The following is a 14,832-nucleotide window of genomic DNA, read 5'->3' on the forward strand; positions in this document are numbered from 1 at the left end:
AAGATGGCTAAAGTATTCGTTGTGGAAGACAATCCCACAATTATCAAAACGATCAGAACTGAATTAGCAAAATGGAAACACACAATCATCACCGTTAAAGATTGGGATCACGTGGCGGACGAAGTGGAAGAAGCTGACCCTGACCTAATCTTATTTGATATTACCCTACCAACCTTTGACGGCTTTTATTGGATTAGTGCTGTGCGGCAAATTACAAAAGCACCGATTATTGTTATTTCGGCAGCGGATATTGATAGTAATATTATGCACGCAATCGCCTCTGGAGCTGACGATTACATCATGAAGCCCTTTTCTACTGCTGTCCTGCTCGCTAAAATCCAGGCACTTCTCCGTAGAAGTCAGGAACCGGGCAATGTAGACAACCTCAATTGGGACACGAATGATCTCAATTCACTCACTAATGAATTAACGACACCCAAGGGAAGCGTTCAGCTATCTCCCACTGAAAGCGCCCTTCTCGGCGTTCTCATTACCCACCTAAATCAAACGGTTACTAAGGAGCAACTTCTTGAATGGCTTTGGCAGGGTGGTAAGTTTCTTAATGATAATACTTTAAACGTTAATATCAGTCGGCTGCGGTCTAAACTAGCAACTGTCAATTTGAATGATAATCTGCGAACTGAACGTGGAATTGGCTATCGGTTGGTGACCCGTCATGCAAAATAAAAAATTCTGGTTCTACCAATTAAAGTCATTTTTACCGCTTACCATTGGCTACCTTTTTCTTCTCGGGATTATTAAGCTCCTAACAATTTTGTATTACATCCCCAAGAGCTTTTTCTGGGATGTTATTCGCTTTAGCTTACCTTTCCTAGTAATTTGGTTCTTCATCAATAGCTACCAATCTGCTAAACGGCTAAAAGCAATCATTAAAGAACAGGGCATCCCTGCAAGCACTCCAATTGAAGCTCAACTTCTCCATACTAATAAGTTACAACGACGGAAAAGCGATCATTTAATCCGTAGCTTGCGTAATCATCAGCAAGAGCAGTTAGACCATGTTGAACTGTACTCTCACGAAATCAAAAATTCATTGACCAGTTTACAGGCAGCCGCGGAAAATAACGATATGGTTCCCAGCAAAGTAATCCGCCAAGCTGTCCAGCAAGCAAACTACCATTTAGAAATGTTATTAAATGATGAACGACTCGCAATGTCTAGTAATGACTTTAATTTTGAATGGGTTAACCTGGAAGCACTCATCATGACGATCCTGAAGCAAAACTCTTCTATTTTCATTAGTCGTCAGCTCGTCCCCAAACTCCAACACCTTAATGGGATTTCTGTCTTAACTGACAAAAAGTGGCTCCGCTTCTGTATCAACCAACTTCTAGCAAACGCAGTTAAATATTCGCCTAATGGAGCAACGATTTTCTTTAATTGGGTTGATAATAGTCTCCAAATTATTGATCAGGGGACTGGAATTCCCAGCAGTGATCTCCCCCGCATCTATGACAATGGCTTTTCTGGCAAAAACGGTCACCAAACAACTAAATCAACGGGGATGGGACTATATCTAGTTAAAAAGATCACCGCCCAGCTAAATTTCGATCTAACAATCACATCCAAAACCGGTCAAGGAACTTGTGCTACTCTCCATTTCCCAGGAAATAATGTCAGGCACAAGACCATTAAAAAGTAACAACCCAGCCCATAAACATTACAATTCTGTAAGGTTCTCCGCAATTCTGTAAGTACCAATTGCCGGAGAGCCTTTTTATAATAATGATAGAGTGTGAGCCATGAAATAGAGCGTGAAGCCGTAAAAAGCTCCCGGATGATAACGATTTCTCTCGACGAAGGCGACCTATCGCCTAGGAGAGAGGTCGTTATCTTGAGGGAGCTTAGGCTGAGCGCGTTTCGACTATGTTGCATTCGAAGCATTAGGGCGAACACATTTTGACTATGTTGCATTCAAACATTAGGCGGAAGTTGCGGTCACGGCGAACACATTTTGACTCAGTCGCCTAGAACCTCAGCTACCCAATCCTCACAAACTCAACCATCAAAGAAAGGATCAATCATCATGAACCTCTTACACCTTAGCCATATTAAACGAACATATAATGCTAATTCAAGTCACCCAGTTCACGCACTCAAAGATATTAGCTTTGACGTTAACGCTGGTGAATACATCGCAATCATGGGTGAATCTGGCGCTGGAAAAAGTACCTTGTTGAATATCATCGCAACCTTAGAAAAGGCTAGTGCCGGTGAAATTTTATTAAACGGGCAAGATTTAAGCGATCTGACCGCTGACGAGGCAGCTAAGTACCGTCGCGAACACCTTGGTTTTATTTTCCAGCACTTTAATCTCCTGGATAGTCTTTCCAACCGAGATAACATTTACCTCCCGTTGGTTCTAGCCCAGGTTCCCGTAGCAGAAATGGCTAAACGGGTTAAGCCGCTTGCTAAAGCATTAGGGATTAACAAAATCATTGATCGTTTTCCAACAGAAACATCTGGTGGTCAACAACAACGGGTAGCAATTGCCCGGGCATTAATTGCTCAACCCGATCTCCTGTTAGCTGACGAACCAACCGGTGCCCTTGATTCAAATACCAGTAATGAAATTCTTGATCTCTTTGATACTGTTAACGGTAATGGACAAACAATCATCATGGTTACCCATAGTGCTGCCGCTGCTAGTCATGCTAAGCGAACTCTTTTTATTAAAGACGGCAGAATTTACCATGAATTATTCCGTGGCGATGACTCGCTTAAGGAATACCAAGAGCAGATTAGCAATACAATGATGACCCTTACGAACGGTGGTGAATAAGGATGCTGTACTTTAAATTAATCAATTCTAGTTTTAAGCGAAACATGCGGAGTTATGGTCCCTACCTAATGGCGACCATTATGCTTGTCGCTATTAACTACATCTTTCTTGCAATTGAAGCTAACTCAAGCTTAAAGAAACTTAATACTGGGGCTGTTACTTCAGCAATGTTGGATCTTGGCTTCAAGTTCATTTTCCTCGTTACCTTAGCATTCCTAATCTATGTCAATCGCTTTCTTTGGCAGCAACGGAGCCGGGAGATCGGCCTTTATAGCATGTTAGGAATGACCAGTCATAATCTTCAACTCCTGACAATTATCGAGAAGTGCTATTTAATGGTCATTAGCCTAGTTGCCGGATTAGCCTTCGGAATCATCTTTGAAAAATTAGCCTTCCTTGGTTTCGGCTATCTTTTAAATATTGGACACATCTCTCAACCGTGGTTCGTTTCATCAGCAATTACTAAAACAATTATTTTAACCGGATGCCTTTTCGCGATCATTATGGTGATTGATCTAGTCAAACTTCACCGGTTAACTCCAAACCAGCTCTGGCATCCCGAAGCAGTAACACCAAAACGTCATGGCATTTTATATTCAATCGCCGGGATTTTAGGCTTTGCTCTTTTAATCTGGGCATACTACATTACACTCACAATTAAGCCCAAGATTTCTGCTATCTCACATTTCCTTTTAGCAGTAATTCTATTAGTAATCGGTACCTACCTAGTGTTTATCATCGGGAGCATCATTCTCTTAAAATTACTCCAGAAAAACAGCCACTTCTACTACAAGCCTCGCCATTTCATTGCTGTTTCCGGAATGATTCAGCGAATGCAGCAAAATGGCGCCAGTCTTGCCACTATTTGTTTGCTTTGTAGTTCAATCCTTGTAATTCTCTTCACTTCAATTACCCTTTACGTTGGGATTGGTAGTACGGTTAAATCCTACGCTCCAGAAGACGTTGTAATTACAAGCAATCAAGGATTAACAAAAGAGCAGAAAAGAGTAATCAACACCAGTGCTCGTCAGCACCACGCTAAAATTAATCATTACCTAACTTACAAAATGACAACTCCTCAGTATGGCTACTGGCGGGATAACAAATTCATTAGTCAGGGCAGTATTCAAAAAATGGACAGTAAAGCCAGTAGTTCAGTAATTTTATTAACAACTAACGAATATAATCGCATCACTAATCAGCATGTTCATCTCACGGGTAATGAAGCATTAACCTATACCAATAATAAGGGGCATGACGGGACGCTGATCGTTAACAATCAAAAGTATCATGCAAGAAAGCTTCAGCACTTCTCAGGATACTTCAATCCTGATCATAGTATTTATACCCCGACCTTTATTATCGCTAATAAGCTTCCGAAGTCCTTACCATTAACCACCGTAACCACCTTTAATTACCAATTATCAGGAAACCAAAAGCAACGAATTAAATTTGAAAACGCCTTACAAGCAAAGCTCGGGATTAATAACCTTTCATTTACCGGCAAGGCAACGATCACGTCGTTGATTAACAGTCTCTACGGCGGACTAGTTTTCGTTGGGATCCTTATCAGCTTGGCACTAGCGATCACAACAACAATCGTCATCTACTTCAAGCAAATTTCTGAAGGGTATGCTGACCGGAAACGATTTAAGACAATGCAACAGGTTGGGCTTAGTGAAAAGGAAACCGTTAAAAGTATTCACAGTCAGGTCTTAATGGTCTTCCTTCTTCCCGTAGTTGGTGCAATCGTTAACCTTTGTTTTGCCATTCCGGCAATTCGGCAAATCATGATTCAACTTAACTTCTACAACCTTCCGCTAATGATCACTGTGGGAATAATTGTAGCAATCAGTCTCCTTATCCTTTACCTTATTCTCTATGGATTGACTACCCGCACATATCGTCAAATTGTTGATGGCCAGGTTGAGGAAAATTAATCTCAAAAAAGCTCTTAGTATTACCAGATTCAGCGTACTAAGAGTTTTTAATTTGTTCACCTATTGATTAATGAACCCCCCCATATAGAATTAAGGTGAATTCAACTTATTGGGGAGATGATTCAATGCTAACCGTGAAGAATCTTAATATTTTCTATGGTCGTAAGCAGATAATCGAGAATGCTTCATTTAGTATCAAGCCGGGTGAAATCGTGGGTTTAATTGGACCGAACGGCGCAGGTAAAACAACCATTATGAAAACTCTTCTGGGTCTAACAAAATTCACCGGATCGATTACTTTTAACAATCAGCCCATTACTGCCAATAATCACAAGGCTCTACAAAATGTTGGGGCCTTGATCGAAAATCCTGCAATTTACCCATTTTTAAGCGGAAAGGATAATCTCTCCCTATATTCAACTGATAAAGGTGAGGTCGCTGAATTAATCACTAAACTACAAATGAATTCCTATATTCAGCGTCAGGCCAAAAGCTATTCAATTGGGATGAAACAAAAATTAGGGATCGCATTAGCTCTACTTAACCATCCCCAGTTTGTGATCTTAGATGAACCAATGAATGGTTTAGACATCGAAACTACCATTCTTATCAGAAAAATAATTCACGAGTATGCACACAAGGGAACCGCATTTCTTATTTCAAGTCATGTTTTAAGCGAACTGCAAAAGGTAATGACTTCCGTAATCATTTTAAACCAGGGACATATCATTATGGATGTCCCCGTTTCCCAATTTCAAGAAAGAGACAGTCAGCAATATCGCTTGGTAACCACTGATAATCAAACCGCCATTAAATTATTAACCGCTAATTCCATTACTGTAATCCCTACCTCTACTGGACTAATTGTTAATAAGGATGCACTCTCTCAAATTCAACAAATACTATTCAAGAACCAGGTCTGGTTACGGGAACTTGTTCCTAATGTCCCATCTTTCGAGAAGAAAATCATTACTGTCCTTAAAGAAAGGCGGGAGAATTCAAATGGGAAATAATTTGTCACAAGAAATTTATAAATTCACTCACCAGCGAACTTCTCTTTACGGCCTTCTTGTTATGATCGCGCTAATGCTTTATAGCAGCATTCCTGCATACAAGGTTAACCCCTTCTTGATCACTCAGGGATTTGGGGCTATTCAATGGTGTGCGATTATTATGGTTGCTGTCAGTGCTGATTCTATTTCAATGGAATATCGTAACAACACAATGGTCACACTTCTTTTTAAGAGTAACCACCCGTTTACCATTTACTTTGCTAAATTGATTACTCTAGTGGTTTATGGGATTACTTTGTTATTGGCTGGCTTTATTTGCTCACTGATTTTGATGCTGCTTCTAGGAAATAACTATTCGTGGTCTGACAATTTTCATGGTTATTCCCTGATTACAGCGTTAGGGTATAACTTTCTAGGCGCTTTTATCTACCTACTGTTTACAATTTCTCTCTCACTACTTTTGGTTATCTTGTTGAAGTCAAATTCAATTGTCATCATTATTGGCCTTGCAGTCGATTTTTTGGGAGCTAATTTTTCTGGGCTATTAATGAATATCCTTCCGAAACAATTATGGGCGTGGAACCCGCTTAATATGATTAACATCATTGTTCAACTATCTAATCAAAGTGTAATTAAAATTACCCATCTCAGTAATTTTGAATTATTTCTCGGTAATGGTTGCTATACCCTACTATTCATTATTTTGGGACTGTGGGCCTTTAAAAACTACCAAAAATAGGGAGGGACAAGTATGTATCCCGAATTACATCGTGAACTTTATAAACTCAGTCACCGCAAACTCACTTGGTGGATGCCCGTGATAATGATCGGCCTAATGATTATTATGGGATTAGCAACGGGGAGAGACTATTCCAATTTGCTTGTGATGACCTGTTATAATTCCAGCGACATTATTATGCTAATTCTTGTCATCCTTGGATCAACTATTTTTTCAACAGAATTTCAAAACAATACGATCCTTGCACTGATTTATCATTCATCGAGCAAACTAGCTACCTTTATGGCAAAGTACATTGCACTATTTATCTATAACGTAGCCCTTCACCTTTTAGCAATTATCTTTACCGTTCTTTTAAATATTATTCCGCTTCTCAATGCACCAGTATCATGGACAAGTATTTATAAATACCATCAGCCACTAGTAGTAAACATGCTAGCGACGACTGGTATTGACATCATAACTTCAACCTTAATTATCAGCTTACTGTGTCTCTTCTCTTGTCTGATTAACTCCGATGCAATTGTTATTGCGATTAATGCGATTATCATTTTTATGGGGAGAGGCTTTTCTGCAAGTTTACTAAACGCTAACTTGGGAATTGATCAAATCCTCAAGTGGAACCCCCTTAACATGACTAATCTCACAACTCAATATTATAATTACGCATCCTACCATCCCACTTCCATGCTTTCTAACAGCTAACTCTTCTGGGGAACTTGCTGCTATATCGTTTTGATTTCAGGACTAGGATACTTAGCGTTTAGAAGAAAAAGATTTTAAACAAATAAACTTCAAGAGCTTTACAATTAAGTTCTTGAAGTTTATTTTTACTATTCTTCTTTGATTTCTTTTTGGTAAGCTGCATAGGTGATTGGATCAAAACAGACCATCTCAACTTCATCGACAACCTGACTCGTTTTAAGAAAATCACGGATTGTTGTGATGGCAATGTGAGCAGCCCGAGCTAACGGAAAAGCATACACTCCAGTACTAATAGAAGGAAAAGCTACCGTACGACAATCGTTTTCTTCAGCAAGCTGCAAACTATTCCGGTATGAATTAGCTAACAATTCGTCCTCGTCATTAGTACCGCCATGCCAAATTGGTCCCGGCGTGTGGATAACGTACTTTGCTGGCAGACGAAAGCCATGTGTAATCCGTGCTTCACCGGTTGGACAACCATGAAATTTCAAACAAGCAGCGTACAATCCAGGGCCAGCAGCCCGATGAATCGCTCCATCAACACCACCGCCACCAAGTAACGTTGTATTAGCAGCGTTGACAATCGCGTCAACGTGAACCTGAGTAATATCTCCTTGGATTGCTTTGAGCTGGTGCATTTTTCTCCCTCCTGTCCTGATATTTTTTATTATAGAACTTAAGAGGAACTAAATCCCCTCTTTCAAAGATTTAATTCCTCTGTCGATTCTTACTGTTCAATTTTGGATTTAAATTGCGGATATAGCCAAATTGTAGCGGTAACGCAAAAGCCAAATAAGATATATCCCGTAACCCTTCCAGAAACATATCCTAAATAGTTATGGATATCTCCTGGCATTACTGAAAGTGACGAAGCAGTTAGCTCAAATTGCATCACAGCCAAGACAAGCCAACAAATATAGAATCCGTACTTCATCTTCAACCTTTTCCAGTCAATATACTTTAGAAGAACAACCGTATTGAAAATTAGCGCTAATACTAATACCCACGTGAACTTTCGCAGAGTTAAGTTACCCATTATCACAGGCTTTGCTAATAAAATTACTGACATAATAACGTTAATAATGTAGCTAAAGATAAAAGTCCGCCGTTCTTTTTTATTTATTTCATGTTCTTGCTTATAGCTATCAATCATTTTATGATCCTCCCGTAATAAATCATCTAAACTTACACGGTAGAGGTCACTAATTTGAACCAACATAAAGATATCTGGATAACTTCGGCTATTTTCCCAACTGGAAATTGTTTTTCGTGAAACATTTAGCCTTTCAGCAATATCTTGCTGGGTCCAATTATTCTTCTGTCGATAAGATTTCATTTTTTGAGCAAAATTCATCTCCAATTTAACCTCCACCGATATTAAATTGATTTCCCGGGAAATAATTCTGATACTAAGATAACCAAAAGTACGTTAAATGTCACGCTAAGCATCGTGGCAACAAAAAAGTTCCACTTGTCTATTCTCGCAAGACAAGTGGAACTTTTTGAACTTACCTTAGAAGTAGAAGTGCCGCAATCAGTGCTACTGCAGCATAGCTAAAACGTGCTCGCCAGGAACTTGCTAGAGCTAGCAGTTCTAATGCAACATTACCAAGGACTGTTAGCCGTGACCGCAACTTCCGCCTAGCTATCCCGTCCTTGATTGCAAGCCAATCATCGTCCGGGATTTTCTAGTGCTCAGTTGCTAATTCGTCACGGCTCACACACTCACCAAATATTCACCCGATCCTCAGGGGCTTTGAACATCGGATCATTAGGTTGGATGTTGAAAGCGGAGTAGAAGTCATCGAGGTTTTCGGCTTGGATATTAGCCCGGAGTTTTTGCGGAGCGTGAACGTCAATGGAAAGTAACAGTTGTTCATACTGCTTAGTGGCTTTCATTCGCCAAATTGTTGCCCAGTTAATAAAGAACTTCTTGGCGTCAAAGTCATCTTCTTGCTTGGCAGCCTCTAAGGCACAGCTCAAGCCACCGGCATCAGCAATGTTTTCGGAAACAGTCAACTTCCCATTAACCTTCTGACCAGCAAATTCAATTCCATCAAATTCTTTGATCATCTTTTGTGCTAACTGCTTGAAATGGGCGGAATCTTCTTCTGTCCACCAGTTATTGAGGTTCCCTAATTCATCAAAAAGGGCCCCGTTATTATCAAAGGCATGCGAGATTTCATGAGCAATTACCGCACCAATTCCACCATAATTCTCACTACTACTTTGCTTTAGTGAATAGAATGGTGCCTGCAAGATTGCGGCCGGGAAGACGATAATATTCTTAAACGGGTGGTAATATGCGTTTACGGTTGCCGCACTCATTTCCCAGCGCATCCGGTCAACAGGCTTGTTCCACCGACTAAACATCTCACGATTTGCGACAATGTTAGCTTGATTGAGGTTTGCAATTAATGACTCACCCTCATCAATTTTAATTTGATCATAAAGTGCTGGAATCTTATCTGGGTACCCGACCTGAATACCCAACTTGTCTAACTTCAAGATCGCCTTATCACGGGTAGCCTTGCTTAACCAGTCATTGTTAGCTAGTCGGCCCTTGTATACCTTGATCATCTGCTCAACCATATGGTGGACGTCTTCCTTGGCTTGGGGACCAAAGTACTTTTTCCCGTAATAGTCACCCATTACTTGGCTAAAGACATCTCGTGCCAAGTAATAAGCAAATTTCCGCTGATTGATTGGCTTTTTACTACCAGAAAGTGCTCGACTATAACGACCGTTAATCTCCCGCATCTCATCATCAAGGTAACTAGCATTAGCCCGGATAACGTTAATTAATGCCCAACTCTTAAACAATTCAAAGTGATCCGTTAAGATCCCATTAAGCGCCTTAAAGTATTTTGGTTCGGTTACAATGACCTTTTCCGGAGTCGTTTTAACCAACCGTTTAATCACATCTGCCAGGTCAAGCTGATCAGTTGAACCTGCTAATTCTTCGACGGTTTGCGGATTATACATTTTACTGTAATCAGCCGCTTCTTCAGCACTTTTGACATTTGGTGCAAGTAAGGCATCAAATTTCTTAGCATTTTCAATGTGTTTAGCAGCCTCATCTTTGCTATAACCCAGCTTGTCCATCAAGGTAGCAACCATTGATGACCATAGTTTCAATAATTGATCGTGCTGCTCTTTCTTATCGTCTTCATAATAGCTCTTATCTGGCAAGATCAATGAAGGAGCAGAAGCAAACAGAGCATAAACAGTTGCATTCTTCATATCAGCATCAATATCAAAGACAACCGGTGACGGCATCCCCGCCATAATCCAGTTCCGCCATTGACCCTGGTATTCATCATATGACTTTAATTCTTCAATACTTGTAAGCATCCGCTTAAGGGGCCGGGGACCAACTTTTTTACGGAAATCGAATTTTTTAGCAACCCGGTATAGCTTTACCATCTCGTTGAAACGAGAATCATCGCTTTTTTCTTTTCCCTCTGCATAAGCATCTAGATCATCCATGAGTTGCTTATCAATCTCGTCAACAAGGTCATTAAAGCCTCCGGTTGCTGGCTTATCATCAGGAATTTTGGCGGCCTTTAACCACTCTCCATTAACTGCTTCATATAAGTCATTTTTTATTTCTTGTTCATTCACTGTCACGCTCTTCATCCTCCTTATCAGTCATACATTTATTATACTATTTTTAATTATCCGTTATCCATTAAAGGGCTTTAAGAGCTCGAACCGCGCAGCTCCACTAAACCATTGAGAATGCTGGCTTAATAATTGACCAACCGCTTGATAATCATCAAGGTTAACGTTCCCGATTATTAAGTGATGGTGTTGTAGCTGACGAGCTAGAATTATATCCGCAGCCATTACCCGGTCCTGAAAGAGCATCTGATTTCCCAGATCCCAATCAACGTTCAGGAGCTTGACTGCCCGCTGGTATTCTTTCGAATGGGTTAAGATCTGTTTCATTACTGTCGGCTTTAATAATTCAGTCATTTTATTTCCTTCTTTAAGCTAAGAACCCGCCCAACCGGACGTTGAAGTGATAAATCTGTAGTTGCCCCCGTTACCAACCAATCGACCTGGTGGAAATTGTACGGGTTAATCTTTTGCTCACCCCATCCATCAGTCATGATTACTACTAATGAGTTTGTCGGATTAATATGACGATCATGGAGAAAATCAAATATGCATTGAAAACTTGTTCCTCCGCCACCAACTCGGTGAAAAATAACCCGCTTGCCATTTTCAATATGTTGATAATGCTCAGAATGAACACGCGCATCAAACGGATAAATTTCCACCGGAAGATGATCGCTATTCGTCAAGTAACTAATCTGACTTAATATCTTTTCCAGCTCATCATCAGTCACCGATCCAGAGTTGTCAACAAAGACTAAAACTCGGGGAACAAGTCGGCTAACTGCTCCCGGAAGCTCCATCCGCCAGGGTTGACGTCGATTGAACCTGTATGCTGCTTCTTCTCTTCCCGCAGCTAATGTCCCTACTTGGCGGCTAACTAATTGCTGCCAAGTAAACCGACTATTTATCTGTGGTTTCAATAAAGTTGTTAAAATATCACCTGGTAATAATCCACGATCCTTTTTCGGAGTATTCATATATGCCTGATGCAAGATCTTCTTGAACTGAGCTAACCGCAATTGTTGAATTCCTGAAGTAGGTTGAGCATCCCCTAGTTGCCATCCCTGATGCGTTTCTTGAACCACCTGAGAAGACTTTGCCTGAGTATCCTGGTCTGCACCCCGTTTACCTTTTCGTCGTAGCTTCTGCCTATCTTGATCTGACAGATTTTTTAACAACCGAAGATAGCTACTCGAATCTTGATGCGGCAAAATTCGCCGTTGCAAATAACGTTGCAGTTTTTCTAGCGTCATTGTTTCACGGGGAACTTCTGGTAAATATTGATTAACAGCAATATCCGTTGCCAATTGAACTAGTTCTGGCGTAGGAGAATTAGCATAACGTAGCGGGTGTTGCCATAATAAATGAAGAGCCTCATGTTCTAACAAAATTACTACTTCATCACTTCGCAATTCGGCTAATTTTTGAGGAACTACCCTTAACTCAATCTGATCTTTCTGCCAAAAGAGACCCAAAGTTGCATCTTGTTCCTGAACAACCCGTCGCGGAACTTGCAGAAGAATTTCACCAAGGATCCGCTGACTCTGGAGAACCTGAATAATAGCTTGAGTAAGAACACGCTGAGTCATTTCATAATCTGAAGTATTTTTTCTTAATTGCTCAAGCATTTTTGCTAGTTGATTCATTCGCCACGGTCTCCATAAGTAGCTATTTGAGCACCAGTTTCGTACAATTCTGCCACCGCACCGGCAGGATCTTCTTTAGCGGTATTATACATTTTATTTAATAATTCATCGTCTTCACCGACTTGCTGGATAAGCGAATATTGGCCATCCGGACTAATACCGGTTAAGTATGAACTAAAATTGGCTGCCCCGCTATTCTGGGCTAACGTTTCCGGATATTTTCTAACCCATTCACGTAAGAGCGATAATTTATCTGCTTCTTCTAATTGTTGGAAGTCAGTTTCTAGTCCGGCTTGGTTTATCATATCGCTTACCTTTAAGCGAACCCCGTGAGCTTGAACAAATTTAGCAAACGAAACCCCAATTTCAGTTCCCAAATCACCGCTAAACAAGTCAGGTGCCAATTGTGCTTGTACTTTTCCGGGAAGCTTCTGTAATTGGTCCAAGTTCCGCGAAACTCGCTCCCACGCTCTTGGTGTTGGTGTTAAATCAGAGCCAAATTGATGCGGCTGAACTAAACGGCTTGGATATTGTGTTAAATATTCAATTACCAACGGGTTAATTTGAGAACGCTTATCCTGTCCACGGGGCTTTTTAGCCCACTCGAGCCATTCATTAGTCGAACTAGCCATTACTAAACGAACAGTCCGATCCTTAATTGCCGCATCACCAGTTGAAACCGCATATTCACTATTTTCAAAACCTTCCATCGTGTTATCCGGATTTTCGGCAATCACAATTTTAACTGTTTCCGGAAGACGCAAACTGTTAATTTGACGTTGGAGAACCAGATTCATCAGTTCACTCTGAACAGACTGCGGTCCCCGATTAAATTCATCCAGGAACCAAATAATAGCTCGGTTAGGATTCTCTTCAGCATAGCGAACGATTGACACCAGCGTTTCAGAATAACCAAACTGAACATTTGCTAAACGGCCATGATTTTTTGTTTCAACAAAGAAGTCGCTAGTCAGCGGCGGAACCGGAATTGCAAGATCTCCCTTTTCACTCAAACTAACTACGGTGGTATATAGTTTAGCGTCCATCTTTTTAGCAACTTCCTCTACTAAGGCGGACTTTCCTAAGCCAGCTTCACCCACAATGCTGGGAACATTTCCAGCGCGTAAAACTAATGGGACCGTAATCAGGAGCTGCTGATATGTCAGGGCCATTGCTATTCCTCCCATCCATGGTTATCTAAGTTCATTTCGCGCTTCCGCAAACCAGAAACGTAAGGATTTCCCTTAACATAAAAGCGGTATGGTTTCCGACCATCCTTACCCTTTAAATTCACCCCGATCCGGCTTGTCGTTGTAATCTCACGCGGCTTCCGACCAGCAGTAAGTTCAATCGTTAAGGGGCTTGTTTCTAATGGATGACCATCCAATTCTCGTGAATGAATTCCGAGTGCTTGAACCAACTTTGCGGGACCATTACTAAGATTAAAGCCACTCATCCCCCGATTAATTGTCATTTGTTTCTGATTAACAGTCGGTTCTAGTCCCCGAATAAGGACTCCCTGAGGCTCTTCGGCATCCTGAACAACTACGTCAAAGCAGTAATGCCCCCTAATCTGGTAAAGATAAATATTTCCCGGGTTACCATAAAGCGATTCAGAATAATTCGTTCGTCGACCATTATATGCATGTGAAGCAGAATCATTTTCGCCAAGATAAGCTTCAGTTTCCACAATTAATCCACCAGTTTTTGACCCATCGACACTAGTATAAGTAATTAGTTTTCCTAATAACGATCGGGCAATCTCTTCTGTAGGACGACCTGTGAAAAACCGTTGATATTTTGTTAGCATCCTTGATTCCTCCTCAACTTGTACTATTCTAAAAGTATCACTAATTAGAAGGGGATTCACTATTATGGAATTAAAGTTAGAAAGAATTTATACAAAGCCTGCTGACCTAGATGGCTACCGAATCCTTATCGACCGTATTTGGCCCCGTGGGATCTCTAAAGAAAAAGCACACCTTGACCGGTGGATGAAAGAAGTTGCCCCAAGTAACGACTTGCGGAAGTGGTATGGTCACGATGTTGCCCGCTTCCCAGAATTTAAGGAACGCTACCTGAATGAGATTGCAACTGCGCCTTCCTACTACAACACCCTTCGTGCAATTATTCAGGAAGAACTAAAATCCCAAAACGTCATTTTACTTTACGGTGCCAAGGATGAAGAACATAACCAAGCTGTGGTTCTTGCGGACAAGCTCGCATCTGATTTGGGAGTTAAGGTTCACTCAGTTAAAAAAAGCGAAAATTAACATAATCTCCTTAATGCTCTAAAGATAAACGCCAAAAATGGATTTTTAGCATTTAGATATCCTTTTTAAGCAACAATAACCTCCGAAAA

Annotated in this window: 15 protein-coding genes; 8 read left to right on the forward strand and 7 right to left on the reverse strand. The window is 40.8% G+C overall.

Annotation, left to right across the window (positions count from 1 at the left end; all coding sequences use genetic code 11):
- Positions 1-3: 3 nt before the first annotated feature.
- From N4627_RS08710 to N4627_RS08740, 7 genes are all read left to right on the forward strand, one after another.
- Positions 4-687 carry a response regulator transcription factor gene (locus N4627_RS08710; protein WP_003716422.1) on the forward strand — a complete coding sequence of 228 codons (684 nt, stop codon included), beginning with the start codon at positions 4-6 and terminating at the stop codon, positions 685-687.
- Positions 677-1,663 (forward strand): sensor histidine kinase, encoded by a 987-nt coding sequence (locus N4627_RS08715; RefSeq protein WP_003716421.1) that lies wholly within the window; start codon positions 677-679, stop codon positions 1,661-1,663. The genes N4627_RS08710 and N4627_RS08715 overlap by 11 nt, the downstream gene beginning before the upstream one ends.
- A 384-nt stretch (positions 1,664-2,047) precedes the next feature.
- On the forward strand, positions 2,048-2,803 hold the full coding sequence (locus N4627_RS08720) for an ABC transporter ATP-binding protein (protein ID WP_260964763.1): 756 nt from the start codon (positions 2,048-2,050) through the stop codon (positions 2,801-2,803).
- A 2-nt stretch (positions 2,804-2,805) separates the two neighbouring features.
- Positions 2,806-4,743: an FtsX-like permease family protein gene (locus N4627_RS08725; RefSeq protein WP_124031507.1), complete on the forward strand. Its 1,938-nt coding sequence runs from the start codon at positions 2,806-2,808 to the stop codon at positions 4,741-4,743.
- A gap of 125 nt (positions 4,744-4,868) precedes the next feature.
- Positions 4,869-5,756 carry an ABC transporter ATP-binding protein gene (locus tag N4627_RS08730; protein ID WP_003716418.1) on the forward strand — a complete coding sequence of 296 codons (888 nt, stop codon included), beginning with the start codon at positions 4,869-4,871 and terminating at the stop codon, positions 5,754-5,756.
- Complete coding sequence (locus tag N4627_RS08735) at positions 5,746-6,495, forward strand: ABC transporter permease (RefSeq protein WP_260964766.1); 750 nt, start codon at positions 5,746-5,748, stop codon at positions 6,493-6,495. The genes N4627_RS08730 and N4627_RS08735 overlap by 11 nt, the downstream gene beginning before the upstream one ends.
- Before the next feature lie 12 nt (positions 6,496-6,507).
- Complete coding sequence (locus tag N4627_RS08740; RefSeq protein ID WP_003716416.1) at positions 6,508-7,200, forward strand: ABC transporter permease; 693 nt, start codon at positions 6,508-6,510, stop codon at positions 7,198-7,200.
- 128 nt (positions 7,201-7,328) lie between these two features.
- Here the strand turns inward: N4627_RS08740 and N4627_RS08745 are convergent, their stop codons facing one another.
- The 7 genes from N4627_RS08745 to N4627_RS08775 form a co-directional block, all read right to left on the reverse strand.
- The gene (locus tag N4627_RS08745; RefSeq protein WP_003716415.1) at positions 7,329-7,838 is read right to left on the reverse strand and encodes an O-acetyl-ADP-ribose deacetylase; all 510 of its coding nucleotides are present in this window, start codon (positions 7,836-7,838) and stop codon (positions 7,329-7,331) included.
- An 89-nt stretch (positions 7,839-7,927) separates the two neighbouring features.
- A complete protein-coding gene (locus N4627_RS08750) occupies positions 7,928-8,554 on the reverse strand; it encodes a helix-turn-helix domain-containing protein (protein WP_040530655.1) in 627 nt (208 codons plus the stop codon).
- A 371-nt stretch (positions 8,555-8,925) separates the two neighbouring features.
- Entirely contained in the window at positions 8,926-10,839 is a 1,914-nt protein-coding gene (locus N4627_RS08755; protein ID WP_003716412.1) for a M13 family metallopeptidase, read from the reverse strand.
- A gap of 45 nt (positions 10,840-10,884) precedes the next feature.
- Positions 10,885-11,178 carry a hypothetical protein gene (locus tag N4627_RS08760; protein WP_003716411.1) on the reverse strand — a complete coding sequence of 98 codons (294 nt, stop codon included), beginning with the start codon at positions 11,176-11,178 and terminating at the stop codon, positions 10,885-10,887.
- Positions 11,175-12,470 carry a vWA domain-containing protein gene (locus tag N4627_RS08765; RefSeq protein ID WP_191336887.1) on the reverse strand — a complete coding sequence of 432 codons (1,296 nt, stop codon included), beginning with the start codon at positions 12,468-12,470 and terminating at the stop codon, positions 11,175-11,177. The genes N4627_RS08760 and N4627_RS08765 overlap by 4 nt, the downstream gene beginning before the upstream one ends.
- Positions 12,467-13,642, reverse strand: a complete 1,176-nt coding sequence (locus N4627_RS08770) for an ATP-binding protein (RefSeq protein ID WP_260964767.1) — start codon at positions 13,640-13,642, stop codon at positions 12,467-12,469. Before N4627_RS08770 ends, N4627_RS08765 begins: the two co-directional genes overlap by 4 nt.
- 2 nt (positions 13,643-13,644) lie before the next feature.
- Entirely contained in the window at positions 13,645-14,280 is a 636-nt protein-coding gene (locus N4627_RS08775; RefSeq protein ID WP_124031512.1) for a DNA-3-methyladenine glycosylase, read from the reverse strand.
- 64 nt (positions 14,281-14,344) lie between these two features.
- Here N4627_RS08775 and N4627_RS08780 point away from each other — a divergent pair, with 64 nt between their 5' ends.
- Positions 14,345-14,743, forward strand: coding sequence for a DUF488 domain-containing protein (locus N4627_RS08780; protein WP_003716407.1), 399 nt, complete (start codon positions 14,345-14,347; stop codon positions 14,741-14,743).
- Positions 14,744-14,832: the final 89 nt, after the last annotated feature.

The organism is Limosilactobacillus vaginalis (genome assembly GCF_025311515.1).
In the GTDB taxonomy this organism is placed as follows: domain Bacteria; phylum Bacillota; class Bacilli; order Lactobacillales; family Lactobacillaceae; genus Limosilactobacillus; species Limosilactobacillus vaginalis.

Bases quoted from the DNA above. Each gene is read 5' to 3' on its own strand.
- N4627_RS08720 (WP_260964763.1), top strand. From the start codon at position 2,048: ATGAACCTCTTACACCTTAGCCATATTAAACGAACATATAATGCTAAT.
- N4627_RS08745 (WP_003716415.1), bottom strand. From the start codon at position 7,838: ATGCACCAGCTCAAAGCAATCCAAGGAGATATTACTCAGGTTCACGTT.
- N4627_RS08775 (WP_124031512.1), bottom strand. From the start codon at position 14,280: ATGCTAACAAAATATCAACGGTTTTTCACAGGTCGTCCTACAGAAGAG.
- N4627_RS08740 (WP_003716416.1), top strand. From the start codon at position 6,508: ATGTATCCCGAATTACATCGTGAACTTTATAAACTCAGTCACCGCAAA.
- N4627_RS08710 (WP_003716422.1), top strand. From the start codon at position 4: ATGGCTAAAGTATTCGTTGTGGAAGACAATCCCACAATTATCAAAACG.
- N4627_RS08730 (WP_003716418.1), top strand. From the start codon at position 4,869: ATGCTAACCGTGAAGAATCTTAATATTTTCTATGGTCGTAAGCAGATA.
- N4627_RS08770 (WP_260964767.1), bottom strand. From the start codon at position 13,642: ATGGCCCTGACATATCAGCAGCTCCTGATTACGGTCCCATTAGTTTTA.
- N4627_RS08735 (WP_260964766.1), top strand. From the start codon at position 5,746: ATGGGAAATAATTTGTCACAAGAAATTTATAAATTCACTCACCAGCGA.
- N4627_RS08780 (WP_003716407.1), top strand. From the start codon at position 14,345: ATGGAATTAAAGTTAGAAAGAATTTATACAAAGCCTGCTGACCTAGAT.
- N4627_RS08725 (WP_124031507.1), top strand. From the start codon at position 2,806: ATGCTGTACTTTAAATTAATCAATTCTAGTTTTAAGCGAAACATGCGG.
- N4627_RS08755 (WP_003716412.1), bottom strand. From the start codon at position 10,839: ATGAAGAGCGTGACAGTGAATGAACAAGAAATAAAAAATGACTTATAT.
- N4627_RS08715 (WP_003716421.1), top strand. From the start codon at position 677: ATGCAAAATAAAAAATTCTGGTTCTACCAATTAAAGTCATTTTTACCG.
- N4627_RS08750 (WP_040530655.1), bottom strand. From the start codon at position 8,554: ATGAATTTTGCTCAAAAAATGAAATCTTATCGACAGAAGAATAATTGG.
- N4627_RS08765 (WP_191336887.1), bottom strand. From the start codon at position 12,470: ATGAATCAACTAGCAAAAATGCTTGAGCAATTAAGAAAAAATACTTCA.
- N4627_RS08760 (WP_003716411.1), bottom strand. From the start codon at position 11,178: ATGACTGAATTATTAAAGCCGACAGTAATGAAACAGATCTTAACCCAT.